We start from the raw sequence: 15,070 nt of genomic DNA on the forward strand, positions 1-15,070 counted from the left end.
CCGCCACATGGAGAGAAATCCGATCTTGTCCGTCCAATCCGTTGTAATCCTGTCTAATGCCGTTCAGGTCCGGCGCGAGGACGCAGCTCAGCTCCAGTCCTGGTCCGCCGCGGGCTGCAGGCGGCGCGCGGCGTCGATCACGTCCTGCAGCTCCACCGGATCGCTGAACGGATCCTCGTCCAGCACCGTCACGCGATTGAGCTCACGCTGCCACCGGCGCAGCTCGGCCACGTACGCGGCGCTCGGCACGCGGCGCAGCTGCCCGCCCTCGTCCACGACGTCGAGGATGCCGTTGTGCAGCCAGGCGCCGGTGTGCCAGTCGGGCATGTCGACCGCGGGATAGAGGCACACGCCGTGGAGGTCGATGCCGCGGTTCACGGCCGCCAGCGACTCCTCCATCACGTCCTTCAGCCACGCCGCGCGCCCGTCGCCCATGCCGCTCGTCTCGCCGATGATCATCGGCCGACGGTACCGCTGCCACGCGTCGCCCAGCATGTCGCAGAGCGGGCGGATGCGCGGATCGCGCGGCGCCATCGCGTGGTGCGGGCCGCTCGCGCGGTACTCCATCTGCCCGAACGCGTAGCAGTTCGCGCCGACGATGTCGAGGATCTCCGGCGCGCCGCCGAGCTCCGGGTGCAGGCGCCCCGCGAGCACGTCCCAGGCGAAGAACGCGTCGTCCGTCGCCTCGTGCCGCGCCTCGTCGGCGAGGTCGGGGCGGTCGGGCGGCGGCACCACCTGGATCAGCGGCTCGGTGTGGACCATGCGCGCGTCCGGATCGACCTCGCGGATCGCGCGCACGCCGGCGATCGCCGCCTCGCACAGCACCTTCCGCAGGCGGTGCCGCGTCGCGCGGTCGCGCCCGAACGGCGCCACCCACCCCCACTCGCCGCCGCAGAAGCCCCAGAAGGTGATCTCGTTGATGGGCGTGAAGCAGTGCGGCCCGCGCACGCGCGGCACCACGTACTCGGCCGCCGCGCGGCAGTAGCGCGCGAAGCGGTCCACGAAGTCGGGCCCGAACGGATCGAGGTCGTCGGGATGGCCGTAGTGGCACAGGTCCCAGATGGGGAGGATCTGCGCCGCGTTCATCGCGTCGACCAGCGGGTCGACGAAGGGCGCGAGGTCGTACGTCCCGCCGCGATCGACCATCGGCCACGGGATCCCCTCGCGCGCGACGGCGATGCCGAGGTCGCGCAGGGCCGCGTAGTCCTCGCGCGCGCGCTGGCGGTGCTGCGTCTCCGCGGCCAGGTCGCGGCGGCCCCGGTCCTTCCACACGAAGGTGGAGCACTCGAAGCCGGTGAGGAAGAACGTCGGGAAGATGCCGGGGCGCCGGGTCATGCGGGCGCGACGTCCGCGAATCGCGCGCCGCCGCGCCCGGCCCGCCGCCTCAGCTCATCAGGGCGCGCCCCCCGCGCCGACGCCCAGCACGACCATCAGGGTGCCGACGAGGAGCAGCACCGTCGCGCCGACGACGATGGCGACGGCGGCGTGCGCGAGCGGGCGGGGTGCGAGCAGGCGGGACGCGAGCATCCGACTTCCTCCGCGATGTGGGGACAGGACATGGGACCGACCCGCCGCGAAGATCGCATCGCGCACGCCCTGCCGGCTTGCGTGGCGATGAAGGGTGGATGAGGAATCGATGAAGGCTCGGGTGCGCCGGATCCTGAACGGCAAGAACATTGGACAGGATTGGACGGATTCGACGGACAGGAGCCGGATCACGCTCCGCGTGGTGCATGGGCCGTCGCCGCCACTCGGGAGGTAATCCCGCACTTGTCCGTTCAATCCGTCGTAATCCTGTCGAATGCAGTCCGGGTCCGGCGCACCGGACTCGTGCCCGGGGCGTGGCGCCCGCCTGGTACCGCGGACAACGTTGCCGGGCGCGCGTGCGTTGCCCTCCGACGTCCGCCCGCTCGGCCCGCCTTCCCCAGCCCGCCCATGTCGCCAACGCGTCCGCTGTCCGTCCTCGCGCTCTCCGCGCTCGTCGTGCTGCCGTCCGACCCGCCGCCACGTCGCGCGGCGCCGAAGGCGGCCGCGCCGGCGGCCGTCACGCTCGACTCCACGCTCCTCGCCGGCTACAAGTGGCGGAACGTCGGCCCCGACCGCGGCGGACGCTCGATCGCCGCCACCGGCGTGAAGGGGCGGCGCGACGAGGCCTACTTCGGCGCCACCGGCGGCGGGCTGTGGAAGACGACCGACGGCGGCGAGACCTGGGCGCCCGTCACCGACGGCCAGATCACCAGCGCGTCCGTCGGCGCGGTGGCGGTGAGCGAGTCGAACCCCGACGTCGTCTACATCGGCACCGGCGAGACGTGCATCCGCGGCAACATCATGCCCGGCGACGGCGTCTATCGCAGCACCGACGCGGGGAAGACGTGGACGCACGTCGGCTTCCGCCAGTCGCACGGCATCTCGAAGATCCGCATCCACCCCACCAACCCGAACGTCGTCTTCGTCGCGTCGTTCGGGAAGTACAGCGCGCCCAGCGAGGAGCGCGGGGTGTTCAGGAGCACCGACGGCGGGAAGACGTGGAAGCGCGTCCTCTACCGCGACGCCAACACCGGCGCGATCGACCTCGTCATCGACCGCAATGACCCGAACGTGCTCTACGCGTCGCTGTGGGAGGCGTACCGCAAGGAGTACCAGATGTCGAGCGGCGGCCCGGGCTCGGGGCTCTTCAAGAGCACCGACGGCGGCGAGACGTGGACCGAGATCACGCGCGCGAAGGGGATGCCCGCGGGCGTCGTCGGGCGCATCGGCGTGGCGGTGAGCGGCGCCGACTCCAAGCGCGTGTGGGCGCTGGTCGAGAACGAGAACGGAGGCCTCTTCCGCAGCGACGACGCGGGCGCCAGCTGGACGCTCGTGAACGCGCAGCGCGACATCCGGCAGCGCGCGTTCTACTACACGCACGTGCACGCCGACCCGAAGGACCGCGAGCGGGTCTACCTGCAGAACGTGTCGATGTTCACGTCGAGGGACGGCGGCAAGACGATCACGCAGGTGCGCGGCGAGACGCACGGCGACTACCACGACCTGTGGATCGACCCGGACGACCCGAAGCACCTCGTGGTCGCGAACGACGGCGGCGGCGCCGTGTCGACGACCACCGGCGCGAAGTGGACCGCGCAGGACTTCCCGACGGAGCAGTTCTACCACGCGATCACGACCACCCACACGCCGTACCACGTCTGCGGCAGCCAGCAGGACAACAGCACGCTCTGCACGCCGTTCGACTGGAACGCCGCCGCCTTCCGGCAGCGGATGGCGCAGCCCGCACGCCGCGCCGGCACCAACGCCGCCAACGACACCACGCCGCCGCCGGGCGACATCACCGCGGGCGGGATGGCGGTGTCGTACGTCGCGGGCGGCGGGGAGCCGGGCTACATCGCGCCCGATCCGCGCGACCCCGACGTCTTCTACTCCGGCACCAACAACGGCGCCTACGTCGACAAGTTCAACCGCCGCCTGAACACGTCGCGCGAGGTGAACCCGTATCCGTGGTTCTACTCGGGCGAGCCGGCGAAGGAGATCCGCGAGCGCTGGCAGTGGACGTTCCCGATCCTGTTCAGCAAGGCCGATCCGAAGCTGCTGTTCGTCTCCTCGCAGCGGCTGTGGGCGACGCGCGACGGCGGGAAGACCTGGCTGCGCCTCTCGGGCGACCTGACGCGCCACGCGCCCGAGACGCTCGAGCGGTCGGGCGGCCCGATCACCGGCGACATGAACGGCCCCGAGGTCTACGCGACGATCTTCTCGGTCGGCCCGGGCAAGCGCAATGCGAACGTCATCTGGACCGGCAGCGACGATGGCCTCGTGCACGTGACGCGCGATTTTGGCAGGTCCTGGACGAATGTGACGCCACGAGAGATGCCCGAGTTCGGGCGCGTGTCGCAGATCGACGCGTCGGCGTTCGACGACGGGCGCGCCTACGTGTCGGTGCGCCGCCCGCTGCTCGACGACTTCGCCCCGTACATCTTCCGCACGACGGACTTCGGGAAGACGTGGACGAAGATCGTGACCGGCATCCGTGGGGACGCGTACGTGCACGCGGTGCGCGAGGACCCCACGCGGCGCGGACTGCTCTACGCGGCGACGCAGCACGGCGTCTACGTCAGCTACGACGACGGCGCGCAGTGGCAGGACCTCACGCTCAACATGCCCGACGTCCCGGTCGCGGACCTCATCGTCGAGGGGAACGAGCTGGTGATCGGCACGCACGGCCGCGGCTTCTGGGTGCTCGACGACCTCGCGCCCCTGCGCCAGGCGTCGCCCGCGATCCTGGCGAAGGACGCGCACCTGTTCGCGCCGCCGGCGGTGGTGCGCTCGGGCCCGGGCGTCGTGTTCAGCTGGTACGCGAAGACGGCCCCGAAGACGTCGCGGCTCGACGTCCTCGACTCGGCCGGCAACGTGCTGCGGACGTTCGAGCCGGACACCGCGAGGGCCGACAGCGGTGCGGCGAACCGTCCCACGGGCCGGCGCCGCGGCGGCGTCACGTACCTGCCCGCGGGCGCGGGGCTGCAGCGCCTCGCGTTCGACGGGCGCGCGCAGGGGATCGAGAGCTTCCCGGGGATGATCCTCTGGGGCGCGGGCACGGCGGGGCCGGCGCTGCCGCCGGGCCGCTACACGGTGCGCCTGACGCTGGACGGGAAGACGCTCACCACGCCGCTGGCGGTGAAGCGGAATCCGTGGCTCACCGACGTCACCGACGCCGACCTCCACGCGCAGTACCAGTTCGGGCGCCGCGTCCGAGACAAGGCGACGGAGGCGAACATGGCGGTGATCCAGATCCGCCGCGTGAAGGCGCAGCTGGACGACCGGTACAAGCGCGCGGCGAGCGACAGCGCGCTGAAGACGGCGGGCGAGCGGCTGCGCACGAACGCGAGCGCGATCGAGGAGAGGGTCTACCAGGTGCGCAACCAGAGCGGGCAGGATCCGCTCAACTTCCCCATCAAGGTCAACAACCGCCTCGCGAACCTGCTGTCGATGGCGGAGCGCGGCGACGGGCGCCCGACGAACAACATGCCCGAGATCTTCGGGATCCTGACCGCGGAGCTGAAGACCTACACCGATCAGCTGGCGCAGCTGTGGCGCACGGACCTCGTGGCGGTGAACCGCGAGCTGGCGCGCGCGAAGCTGCCGCCGCTCGATCCGGGGTGCGCGGTGGCGACGGGGTGCGCGGCGGCCCTGCAGTAGGCACCATCGCGCCGGACCCGAACGGCGAACGGCATTGCAAGGATGAAAGTCTGAGAAGATCGGATGACGACGGATGGCTCCGGTGGAGTGCGAGATCCCTCGCCCCCACGCGGAGCCATCCGTCGTTATCGGACCTTGTCAGATCTCATCCTTGCTGCAGTTGCCGTTCGGGGCCGGCGCGAGGATCCAGGATCAGGATCCGCAGCCCGCAGCCCGCGGTCAGTAGCCTACCGGACGCCGCGCGATCATCCGCCACGTCACCACCGGCGTCGCGAGCAGCAGCCCGACGTGGATGAGGCAGTGCACCATCTCGCCGCGCACGACGGCGTACCAGACGCCCAGCAGGTTCACGGTGGCGAAGACCACGGCCAGCGCGACCCAGAGCCACTCCCGTCGAGTCATGGGGACCTCCGTTCGAGGATGCGTTCACCCTGCTCGTCGCCCTACGGTGCGCGCGCGGCCGCCGTTCCACGCCGGCCTCAGCCTCCGGGGAGCGCCCCGTGCCGCGTGTCGCGGTCGTACGCGGCCTGCCGCCGGCGCGCGTCGGTCAGCAGGCTCTGGCCCGCCGCGTTCGCGCGCTCGCCGAGGGCGGCGCACGTCCCGGCGGTGAGCGGGCGGAGCGCGTCGACGATCGCACCCGCCGACTCCACCGCCAGGCGCACGTGCCCGTGCTCGTGCGCGACGAGCCGCGCGTGGAATCCCTCCCACCAGCCCGTGACCGCGGAGTCGGGCGTCGTGGCCGGCTCCCAGCGCGGCAGCGACACGCGCGTCTCGACCCGCGCCTGCACCGTGCGCAGCGCGCAGCCGGCGGTCCGCGGCTCGTACTCGTAGGTCCAGCGCACGTCCCAGTGCGTCGCGCCGGGATACCGCACCCCGTCGGCGATCGGGCCGAGGCGATGCATCTCCTCGCGCAGCGCGCCGATCGTGGCGGCGGTGACGCGGTACTCGTTGACGCGCGTCGACAGCTGCACGCCCGGCGGCACGCGCTCGATGGGCGGCATCACCACTCGCGTGCTCTCGCTCCGGCCGCCGCTCGCGCAGCCGGCGAGCAGCGCGACGACCGCCAGCCGCGCGTAGAGGACGCGCCTCATCCCCGCGCGAACTTCAGGTGCGTCACCTGCGGCGTGGCGACCGTGCGCACGAGCGTCAGCCCGTGCAGGTCCGTCCCCACGCCGTCGAACAGCCGCTCGCCGCCGCCCAGGAGGATCGGGACGAGGTTGAGCACCATCTCGTCGACGAGGCCCGCCGCGAGGTACTGCTGCGCCGCCTGCGCGCCGCCGGCGAGCGACACGTCCTTCCCGCCCGCGGCGTCGCGCGCCCGCGCCAGCGCGTCCTCGATGCCGCCGGTGACGAAGTGGAAGGTCGTGCCGCCCTCCGTCACGAGCGGCGCGCGGGCGTGGTGCGTGAGCACAAACACCGGGTGGTGGAAGGGCGGCGTCGCGCCCCACCAGCCGTTCCAGGGCGTCTCCTCGTTCCACGGCCCCGGCCCGCCGCCGAACATCTTCCGCCCCATGATCGTCGCGCCGACGTTCGCCATCGACTCCTCGAGCACCGCGCTGCTGGCGTTCACCTCGCCGCCCGCCTTCCCGTGCGGCTCGCGCCAGGCCCTGAGGGGGAAGACCCACGCGTGCAGCGCCTCCCCGCCGACGCCCAGCGGCTGCTCGAGGCTCTGGTGCGGCCCGGCGACGTAGCCGTCGAGCGAGACCGAGATGGGGAAGCGCAGCCTGGACATGGGTAAGTGGATGCGGGGGTGGGCCGGGCGTCCGGGCGCCGGTCCGGCACGAGATGCCACCGCGCCGCGCGCCCCGCAAGCGGCCGTCGCGCCGCCATTGTCGTCCCGCGCGCCGGGCCGTATCCATGACGCCATGCACCAGTCGCCGCAGCGTCGCCCGACCTCCGTCGCCGTCCTCGCGCGCCGGCTCGCGCTGGCCGTCGCCCTGGGCACGGGCTGCGTCGCCGGCGAGAGCCAGCCCGCGGCGGCGCCGGCGACGCCGCCCGCGCGCGACGGGACGGCCCGCATGGCCGATACGCTCGCCGCCATCGCCGCGCGCGGCATGGCCGACCCGCTCGGCAACCCGTTCCTGAATCGCGAGCGGGCCGCCGCGCTGCGGGCGCGCGCGCTCTGGCAGGGCGGCGCCGACGCGCTCAACCTGCGGCACCGGATGGCCGACGAGCTGCTGCGCGCCGGCGAGACGCGCGAGGCGATCACCGAGCTGGAGTCGCTGATGCGCGACGCGGGCGACACGGGCGACGACGTCACGCCGCGCCGGAAGCCCGTCCGCGACCTGCTCGCGATCGCGTACCTGCGCCTGGGCGAGCAGGAGAACTGCCGCGCCAACCCCGCGGCGAACGTCTGCATCCTGCCGCTGGCCGGCGGCGCGCGGCACGTGCAGCAGGAGGGCGCGCGCGGCGCGATCGCGCGCTACGCGCAGCTGCTGCGGCACTTCCCCGACGACCTGGGCTCGCGCTGGCTGCTGAACGTCGCGTGGATGGCCGTCGGCGGCTACCCGGACAGCGTGCCGCCGCGCTTCCGCATCCCCGGCCTCGCGCCGCGCGCGAACGATCCGTTCCCGCGCTACCGCAACGTCGCCAACGACGTCGGGCTCGGGCTCACCGGCGTCGCGGGTGGGCTCAGCATCGCGGACTTCGACGGCGACGGGCTGCTCGACGTGTTCGCGACGTCGTGGGAGCCGGGCGGCGCGGTGCGGCTGCTGATGGCCGACGGGAAGGGCGGCTACGTGGACCGCAGCGCGCAGTCGGGGCTCAAGGGGATCACGGGCGGCCTGAACACCGTGCACGCGGACTACGACAACGACGGCGACGTCGACGTCCTCGTGCTGCGCGGCGCCTGGCTCGGCGAGGCGGGGCTGTTTCCCAACTCGCTGCTGCGCAACCGCGGCGACGGGACGTTCGAGGACGTCACCTTCGCGACGGGGCTCGCGTCCTATCATCCGACGCAGTCGGCCGCGTGGGCGGACTACGATCTCGACGGGCACCTCGACCTCTTCGTCGGCAACGAGCGCAACTCCGCCACCGGTCCGTCGCACCGCTCGGAGCTGTTCCACAACGATGGGAACGGCACCTTCACCGAGGTCGCGCTCGCGTCGGGCATCGACCTCGACGCGTTCGTGAAGGGCGTGACGTGGGGCGACGTCGACAACGATGGAAAGCCCGACCTGTACGTCTCCGTGTTCCAGGGCGAGAACCGCCTCTACATGAACTGCGGCCGCGCGGCGGACGGACGCTGGCGCTTCGAGGAGCGCGCCGCGGCGGCCGGCGTCACGCGGCCGGTCGCGTCGTTCCCGACGTGGTTCTGGGACTTCGACGACGACGGGTGGGACGACCTGCTCGTGCTGAGCTACGACCTCAACGCGCCGCTCCACGAGACCGTCGCGGCGGAATACCTCGGCCTCCCGCTGCAGACCGTGCGCGACGGGCAGACGATCGCGAACGAGCCGTCGCGCCTCTACCGCAACCGCGGCGACGGCACCTTCGAGGACGCGACGGAGCGCGTGGGGCTCGCGCGCCGCGCGATCTTCGCGATGGGGAGCAACTTCGGGGACCTCGACGACGACGGCTGGCTCGACGTGCACGTCGGCACCGGCAATCCGGACCTGCGCTCGATCGTGCCGAACCGCATGTTCCGCAACGTCGGCGGCCGGCGGCTGGAGGAGGTCACGCTCCCGGGCGGCTTCGGCCACCTGCAGAAGGGGCACGCGACCGCGTTCGCGGACCTCGATCGCGACGGCGACGAGGACGTGTACATGGTCGTCGGCGGCGCGTACCAGGGCGACCGCGCGACGAGCGTGCTGTACGAGAACCCAGGCCGCCCCGGGCACCACTGGCTCGCGCTCGAGCTGGAAGGGCGCACCGCCAACCGCTCGGCCATCGGCGCGCGCGTCGAGGTCGACGTGACGCAGGCCGGCGGCGCGACGCGCACGCTGCACCGCACCGTGGGCACGGGCGGGTCGTTCGGCTCCGGCCCGCTGCAGGTGCACGTGGGCCTCGGGCGCGCGACCGCGGTGCGCGCGGTACGCGTGCAGTGGCCGGACTCCGCGCGCACGCGCACGTCGTACGCGGGGCTCGCGATGGACCGCGTGTACCGCGTCGTGCAGGGCGCGGCACCGGTGCTGCTGGAGCGGCCGCGGGTGCCGTTCCGCACGAGCTCACCCACCGACGCGCACGCGCATCACTGAGCGCGCGTCAGCGAGCGCCGCGATGCCTCGTGCGGCTCCGGCGCGCCTGGCCCCTGTGGCTCTTGGAGAGGATACGGATTCTTCGGATGCAGCGGATGCTCCGGATCGTCCCGCGTGGCGGCGACGTCCGATGCGCGACACGGAGCGATCCGAATGATCCGTCGAGATCCGCAGCATCCGGATCCTCTCCAGCAGGCCAACGGGTCCGGCGCGGCTCAGGGGCTCGTCGCGAACAGCCGGTCGGCGATGCGCTGCGCGGCGCCGCGCGCGTCGAACGCGTCGTCGCTGGTGAGGACGATGACGGTCGCGCGGCGGTCGGGCCAGCGCACCCACGCGGCGCGGCGGCCGTCGGGCGTGCCGTACGCCGCGTGGCGCCGCATCCCGTTGACCGTGTCGAGCGCGAAGCCCCGCACGACGGTCGCGGTGTCGCGCGCCCCTGGGCGCAGGTTGGTGCGTCCCAGCTCGAAGCGATAGAGGTCGTCGACGTTGCCGCTCCAGCTGCGCGACGCGCTGTCGTACGTCACGCGCTGCATGCCGCCGATGCCGAGCACGCGGCGCACCGACACGCCGGTGACGCGGCCGTCCGCCTCGGGCGTCAGCGCCGCGTCGAGCACCGCGCCCAGCCCGCGCAGCGGCACGCTGGGCGATCCCGTCTCGGGCGTGAAGCGGCGCTGCACGGGAATGCCGTACGCGGCGTCGACGAGCACCTTGCCGTCCTGCGCGACGAGCACCGTGGCACCGCCGCGCGCGGGGTCGCGGTACGCGGCGAAGATGTCGTCGACGAAGCGCTGCGTGAGCGGCGAGCCGTCGATGGCGCGCGAGACGACGCGGCGGCGCGCGAGGTCGTAGCGGTCGCCCGGGCGCAGCGTGAGGAAGGGCTTCCCCGCGTCGTTGGCGTCGCGGCCGTTGTAGACGAACGCCTTGTTGCGGCCGATGATCTCCGCCTGGTCGCCCTGCACGACCCACGCGGTGCCCTCGTCCTCGGAGATCGCGAGCAGGTCGGGGCGCCGCACGATGAGCGAGTCGTGGAGGTCGGGGAGCCGCTCGCGCGCGACGACGTGCTGGTCGATGGCGACGCCGCGCAGGTACGCGAAGCCCTTCAGGTACTGCGGGTGGTTCATGATGCGGTTGTCGTTCGACGGCGCGCCGCGGACCATGTAGTCGCCGAGGATCGTCGCGCCGGCCGACGAGCCGCCCACCACGCCGCCGCGCGCGAGCACCGCCTCGAACGCGCGCTGCGACTTCGTCCCCATGTAGCTGTTGACGAGGCGGAAGTGCCGTCCGCCGCCGAACCAGACGCCGCGCGCGTCGGCGATCTTGGCGGCGAAGCTGTCGGCGTCGGCGACCGCCTTGCTGGTGGTGTGGTAGACGACGACGTTGCGCGCGCCGGCGGCGCGGAAGGCGCGCGAGCCGTCGGCGTTGGGGTCGATCGAGTCGCCGCCCGCGGTCGGCACCACGGCGATCAGCGCGTCGGGCCCGCCCGCCAGCTCGATGAAGCGGCCGAGGACCTCGGGGCCCTGCTGGCCGCCGCCGACGACGACCACCGAGCCGCTGGCGGGGCCCACGCGCGGGGCGCTGGACGGTGCGGGCGCGTCGGCGCCGCCAGCCGTCGTGCGGCCGGCGCAGGCGGCGATCGCGGTGGAGAGGAGCGCGGGCGTGAGCAGGCGGCGGTGCGTCATGGCGGACATCGCGTCGGAGGCGGAGCGGAGGGGACTCGCGGACGAGAACGTACGGCGCGGCCAGAGCGCTGTCGAACGCGCCGCCGGCGGTCTGGCTGGCAGGGTGCGGACGCCCCCATCTTGGCGCATGGACCCCGCCGCCGGCCGCCGCTTCCTGACCGAGCTGACCGAGACGGAGCGTCGGAAGTACGTCGACCAGGTCCGGCTGATCGCGGCCCTCGGCATCGTCGGGCTGGCGCTGATCACGACCGGCTCCCTGCTCACCGGCGTGCTGCTGACGGACTACTGGAAGTGGCTGCTCACGCTCGGCGGCGGCTTCATCGCGTCGCTGTCGTCGGTGCGGCTGAACGACCTCTATGGCACGAAGGCGCGGCTCGGCGCGCTCGCGCAGCTCCTGAGCGACTTCGAGCGCGCCAGCGCTCCCCTCACCGACGTGCCGCCGGCGGAGCTCGCGAAGCTCTCCGAGCGCGTCGAGCGCCTCTACGACCGGACGCTGGGACTCTGACATGACCGTCGCGCCGGAGATGCCAGACCTCGACGCCACGCTCGAGCGCATCGCGCGGCGGCGGCGCGCGGTGGGCCGCCGCCTGACGCTGCTGACCTTCGTGCCGGCGCTCTTCTTCGTGGCGCTCGCGCTGTGGGCGTCCGCGCAGGCCACGCAGGCGATGGCGAGCGCGCGCGCCGCGACGCTGCAGCGCGCCCGGGCCGAATCGAGCCTGGTCGCCCTGCGGGCAGCGAACGCGCGCCTCGGGGCGACGCGCGACAGCCTGGCGCAGCTGCGTGCGTCGCTGGAGGCCGCGCGCGCCGCGATCAACCTGTTCCACGCCGCGCAGTACGACGCCGCCGTGCGGGCGTACGACGAGGCGCTGCGGACCGACCCGTCGAACGCGTACCTGCTCAACCTCAAGGGCTACGCGCAGTTCAGGGCGGGGCGCCTGGACGAGGCGGCGGCGACGATCCGTCGCGGGCTGTCGGCCGACTCGACTTACGGCTACGGATACTTCGACCTCGCACGCGTCGCGTGTGCGCAGGGGCGCATGGAGCCGGCGCTGGCGGCCGCGCGCGAGGCGCTGCGGCGGCGCCCCGACCTGCGCTCGGCGATGCTCTCCACCGACCGAGAGTTCACGCGGCTGTGCGCGCCCATCCTCGGGCGCCTCAGCGCACCGGCGGCTCGGGCTCCAGTTGCCCCCGCTCGCAGGTGACGGCGGGCCGAGCGCGCGCTCGATGGCGGGGTAGGTGCGGGCTGCGGGCTGCGGATCCTTGTGCTCCGTGCCCTCGGCGTCCGACGTCGCACCCGGCCTGCACGAACTACTCGGAGGGACTACGGATCATTCGGATCTGGCGGATCTTCCGGATCGCTCCCCGCGGCGGCGACGTCCCATGCGCCACACGGAGCGATCCGCATGATCCGTCTCATCCGGAGCATCCGTAGTCCCCGGTTCGCCGACCAGTGCACGGCGCGCCGGACCCGAACGGCAACGGCAGCAAGGATGAACGTCCGAGAAGATCTGATAACGACGGATGGCTCCGATGGACTGCGAGGAACCTCGCACCACACGGAGCCATCCGTCGTTATCAGATCTTGTCCGATCTCATCCCTGCAATGCCGTCTGCTGTTCGGGTCCCGCGCGTCTCAACGTCGCCCGCTCCGCGTGCGTTGATCGGTGTCGCCGCCGCGTGGGCGCGCGACGATTCCCATCCGAGAGCGACGACAGCATGGCGCGCAGCGTGGCCGCGTGGCGGCGGTGGCACCGATGGATCGGCTTCCCGGCCGCGATCTTCCTGCTCTGGGTCGCCGCGACCGGCTTCCTCGTGGCGGGCACGGAGTTCTTCGGCGAGGAGGAGGCGCTCCGCGAGCGCACGCGCGACCTCGTGAGCCCCGTGACCGTGCAGTCGCCCGCGAGCGCCTGGGCCGACCCGCTGGCGCGCGCCGTCGCCGCCGTGGGTGCGCGCAGCGCGGGCGCGCCCATCGACCGCGTCGAGCTGCAGTTCAAGGGCGACCAGCCGACCGTGACGCTCTACACCGGGCGCCCCACGGGCGGCGAGGACCGGAAGTTCGTCGTCGACGCGCGCACCGGGAGCATCGTCTCGGAGACCGCGTACGCCGACAAGCCGCTGCTCTACCGCCTGCACAGCGGGGAGGCGTTCGGCGACGGCGGGCTGGTGATGGCGATGGGGTGGGCGCTCGCGCTGCTGGCGCTGACGGTGAGCGGCCTGGTGATCTGGTGGCGCATCCGCCGCCACGACGCGACGGGGCTGCGGCGCGTGTTCTGGTAGGTGTGCGGCGTCGACCGGCGCCGGCTCAGCGGGTCCGCACGAACGCCACCTTCCGCACGCGCCCGGTGGACAGCAGCATCCCGTCCACCTTCCCGCGCGTGCGCGTGAACTGCGCGAGGTACGGCCCCGCGAACGCGTCCGCGTAGGCGGGCCGCAGCACGTCGTCCGATCCCCACCGCGTCTTCAGGACGAGCGCCGTGTCGCGCACCGTGACCGTGTACGTCGCGCCCAGCTCCTCGCTATGGTAGGTGCCGGCGTACTCCGCCAGCTGCGCCGCGGTCGGCTGCACGATCGTGGTCCGCCGCCACGTCACCGGCGTGCGCGCCGGCCAGCCGATGCCGTGCTCGCGCACGCTGCCGTCCTCCAGGAACTCGAACTCCACCGGCTGGCCGCGCGCGCGGAAGCGGCGCGGGCCGATCGGCACCAGCACCGGCCCCGCGGTGCGCCCCGCGATCAGCGAGTCGCCGCGGAGCGAGATGACGTTCATCGCGCCGGTGACGGGGTGCACGAACGCGCCCGCCAGCGCGCGCAGCTGCGCGGGCGCGAGCGTCACCGTAGGCGGCATCGGCGGCTGCGACGCCGCGAGCGTCGCCGGCAGGAAGACGTCGGCGACCGCGCGGCCGAGCGCGGCCGGGTTGCTGCTGGCCGCGTTGCACAGCACCACGACGTCGAGGCCGTGCTCGGGGAAGCGGCCGAGCCAGGTGCGGTAGCCCGCGTCGGCGCCGCCGTGGCTGACGATGCGCGCGCCGCGGTGCCGCTCGGCCACCAGCCCGTAGCCGTAGGCGCTCGTGTCGCCGTTGGCGAGCGTGCGGAGCGTCGTCATCTCGCGCACCATGGCCGAGTCGCCGACGGTGGGCGTCACGAGGTTCGCCTGCCAGCGCAGCAGGTCGCCGACGGTGCTGAAGAGGCTCGTCGCGCCGTACGTGTCGTAGTTCGGAAGGCTGACGTGCCACTGCCCGTCCGCGCGCCGCGCGTAGCCGGCCGCCCGGTTCACGATGACGCGCGTGTAGTCGTCCTGGAACTGCGTCCGCGTCATGCCGAGCGGCCTGAAGATGCGCGCCTCCGCGAAGTCGCGGAGCGACTGGCCGCTGACGCGCCGCACGATGGTGCCCGCGAGCGTGTAGCCCGTGTTGCTGTACAGGTACTCGCTGCCCGGCACGAAGTTGAGCGCCTTCTGCCGCGCCACGATCTCCAGCACGTCCGACTCGGTGATGCGGTTCTCCTCGAAGCGGCCGCGCGCGATCGCCAGCAGGTCCCACTGGTCGCGCAGCCCGCTCGTGTGCGTCAGCAGGTGGCGGATGGTGATGCGGTGCCCGTAGTCGGGGAGCTCGGGCAGGTGCTTCCGCACGTCGTCGTCGAGCGAGAGCTTGCCGTCCTTCTCGAGCAGCAGGATGGCGGCCGCGGTGAACTGCTTCGACACCGAGGCGAGGTGGAAGACCGAGGCGGGCGTGATGGGCGTCCCGGTCTCGAGGTTCGCGGCACCGTAGCCGCCCTCGTGGACGACGCGGCCGTCGCGCGCGACCGCGGCCGCGCACCCGGGACCATCGGGCGCGGTCCACTGCGCGCGCGCGAAGACGCGGTCGACGGCGGCGCGGACGCTGTCGGCGGGCGGTGCCGGCGCCTGCGCATGCGCCGATGCCGGCGCCGCGAGCGGGAGCAGCGCCGCGCCGGCGAGCGGCAGCGCGCGACGGAGGAGTCGGGAGGGCGGACGCACGGGCATGGGCACCTCGG

At 73.2% G+C, this 15,070-nt stretch carries 12 protein-coding genes; 5 read left to right on the forward strand and 7 right to left on the reverse strand.

The genetic code is table 11. From position 1 onward, the window contains the following. Window positions 1–87 precede the first annotated feature (87 nt). Window positions 88–1,335: a family 1 glycosylhydrolase gene (locus tag rosag_RS11195; RefSeq protein ID WP_284350213.1), complete on the reverse strand. Its 1,248-nt coding sequence runs from the start codon at window positions 1,333–1,335 to the stop codon at window positions 88–90. 57 nt (window positions 1,336–1,392) lie between these two features. Continuing rightward, window positions 1,393–1,527 carry a hypothetical protein gene (locus rosag_RS11200; protein ID WP_284350214.1) on the reverse strand — a complete coding sequence of 45 codons (135 nt, stop codon included), beginning with the start codon at window positions 1,525–1,527 and terminating at the stop codon, window positions 1,393–1,395. A 408-nt stretch (window positions 1,528–1,935) separates the two neighbouring features. Between rosag_RS11200 and rosag_RS11205 the strand changes: the two genes are divergently transcribed. Further along, entirely contained in the window at window positions 1,936–5,187 is a 3,252-nt protein-coding gene (locus rosag_RS11205) for a WD40/YVTN/BNR-like repeat-containing protein (protein WP_284350215.1), read from the forward strand. Between the two features lie 219 nt (window positions 5,188–5,406). Here rosag_RS11205 and rosag_RS11210 read toward each other — a convergent pair whose 3' ends face one another. From rosag_RS11210 to rosag_RS11220, 3 genes are all read right to left on the reverse strand, one after another. Then, complete coding sequence (locus rosag_RS11210; RefSeq protein ID WP_284350216.1) at window positions 5,407–5,589, reverse strand: hypothetical protein; 183 nt, start codon at window positions 5,587–5,589, stop codon at window positions 5,407–5,409. Window positions 5,590–5,666: 77 nt separating this feature from the next. After that, window positions 5,667–6,278, reverse strand: coding sequence for a DUF922 domain-containing protein (locus rosag_RS11215; RefSeq protein WP_284350217.1), 612 nt, complete (start codon window positions 6,276–6,278; stop codon window positions 5,667–5,669). Beyond that, window positions 6,275–6,919 (reverse strand): dihydrofolate reductase family protein, encoded by a 645-nt coding sequence (locus rosag_RS11220; RefSeq protein WP_284350218.1) that lies wholly within the window; start codon window positions 6,917–6,919, stop codon window positions 6,275–6,277. The genes rosag_RS11215 and rosag_RS11220 overlap by 4 nt, the downstream gene beginning before the upstream one ends. A gap of 133 nt (window positions 6,920–7,052) precedes the next feature. Here rosag_RS11220 and rosag_RS11225 point away from each other — a divergent pair, with 133 nt between their 5' ends. After that, window positions 7,053–9,383: a CRTAC1 family protein gene (locus tag rosag_RS11225; RefSeq protein WP_284350219.1), complete on the forward strand. Its 2,331-nt coding sequence runs from the start codon at window positions 7,053–7,055 to the stop codon at window positions 9,381–9,383. A 215-nt stretch (window positions 9,384–9,598) separates the two neighbouring features. Here rosag_RS11225 and rosag_RS11230 read toward each other — a convergent pair whose 3' ends face one another. Further along, window positions 9,599–11,062 carry a cyanophycinase gene (locus rosag_RS11230; RefSeq protein WP_284350220.1) on the reverse strand — a complete coding sequence of 488 codons (1,464 nt, stop codon included), beginning with the start codon at window positions 11,060–11,062 and terminating at the stop codon, window positions 9,599–9,601. A 127-nt stretch (window positions 11,063–11,189) separates the two neighbouring features. Here rosag_RS11230 and rosag_RS11235 point away from each other — a divergent pair, with 127 nt between their 5' ends. From rosag_RS11235 to rosag_RS11245, 3 genes are all read left to right on the forward strand, one after another. Next, window positions 11,190–11,567, forward strand: coding sequence for a hypothetical protein (locus tag rosag_RS11235; RefSeq protein WP_284350221.1), 378 nt, complete (start codon window positions 11,190–11,192; stop codon window positions 11,565–11,567). A 1-nt stretch (window position 11,568) separates the two neighbouring features. Further along, entirely contained in the window at window positions 11,569–12,264 is a 696-nt protein-coding gene (locus rosag_RS11240; protein WP_284350222.1) for a tetratricopeptide repeat protein, read from the forward strand. Between the two features lie 514 nt (window positions 12,265–12,778). Then, window positions 12,779–13,339, forward strand: coding sequence for a PepSY-associated TM helix domain-containing protein (locus rosag_RS11245; protein ID WP_284350223.1), 561 nt, complete (start codon window positions 12,779–12,781; stop codon window positions 13,337–13,339). A 25-nt stretch (window positions 13,340–13,364) separates the two neighbouring features. Here the strand turns inward: rosag_RS11245 and rosag_RS11250 are convergent, their stop codons facing one another. Next, a complete protein-coding gene (locus tag rosag_RS11250) occupies window positions 13,365–15,059 on the reverse strand; it encodes a serine hydrolase domain-containing protein (RefSeq protein WP_284350224.1) in 1,695 nt (564 codons plus the stop codon). Window positions 15,060–15,070: the final 11 nt, after the last annotated feature.

The organism is Roseisolibacter agri, assembly GCF_030159095.1.
Classification (GTDB): domain Bacteria; phylum Gemmatimonadota; class Gemmatimonadetes; order Gemmatimonadales; family Gemmatimonadaceae; genus Roseisolibacter; species Roseisolibacter agri.

Bases quoted from the DNA above. Each gene is read 5' to 3' on its own strand.
- rosag_RS11245 (WP_284350223.1), top strand. From the start codon at position 12,779: ATGGCGCGCAGCGTGGCCGCGTGGCGGCGGTGGCACCGATGGATCGGC.
- rosag_RS11230 (WP_284350220.1), bottom strand. From the start codon at position 11,062: ATGACGCACCGCCGCCTGCTCACGCCCGCGCTCCTCTCCACCGCGATC.
- rosag_RS11210 (WP_284350216.1), bottom strand. From the start codon at position 5,589: ATGACTCGACGGGAGTGGCTCTGGGTCGCGCTGGCCGTGGTCTTCGCC.
- rosag_RS11195 (WP_284350213.1), bottom strand. From the start codon at position 1,335: ATGACCCGGCGCCCCGGCATCTTCCCGACGTTCTTCCTCACCGGCTTC.
- rosag_RS11215 (WP_284350217.1), bottom strand. From the start codon at position 6,278: ATGAGGCGCGTCCTCTACGCGCGGCTGGCGGTCGTCGCGCTGCTCGCC.
- rosag_RS11200 (WP_284350214.1), bottom strand. From the start codon at position 1,527: ATGCTCGCGTCCCGCCTGCTCGCACCCCGCCCGCTCGCGCACGCCGCC.
- rosag_RS11225 (WP_284350219.1), top strand. From the start codon at position 7,053: ATGCACCAGTCGCCGCAGCGTCGCCCGACCTCCGTCGCCGTCCTCGCG.
- rosag_RS11220 (WP_284350218.1), bottom strand. From the start codon at position 6,919: ATGTCCAGGCTGCGCTTCCCCATCTCGGTCTCGCTCGACGGCTACGTC.
- rosag_RS11240 (WP_284350222.1), top strand. From the start codon at position 11,569: ATGACCGTCGCGCCGGAGATGCCAGACCTCGACGCCACGCTCGAGCGC.
- rosag_RS11235 (WP_284350221.1), top strand. From the start codon at position 11,190: ATGGACCCCGCCGCCGGCCGCCGCTTCCTGACCGAGCTGACCGAGACG.
- rosag_RS11205 (WP_284350215.1), top strand. From the start codon at position 1,936: ATGTCGCCAACGCGTCCGCTGTCCGTCCTCGCGCTCTCCGCGCTCGTC.
- rosag_RS11250 (WP_284350224.1), bottom strand. From the start codon at position 15,059: ATGCCCGTGCGTCCGCCCTCCCGACTCCTCCGTCGCGCGCTGCCGCTC.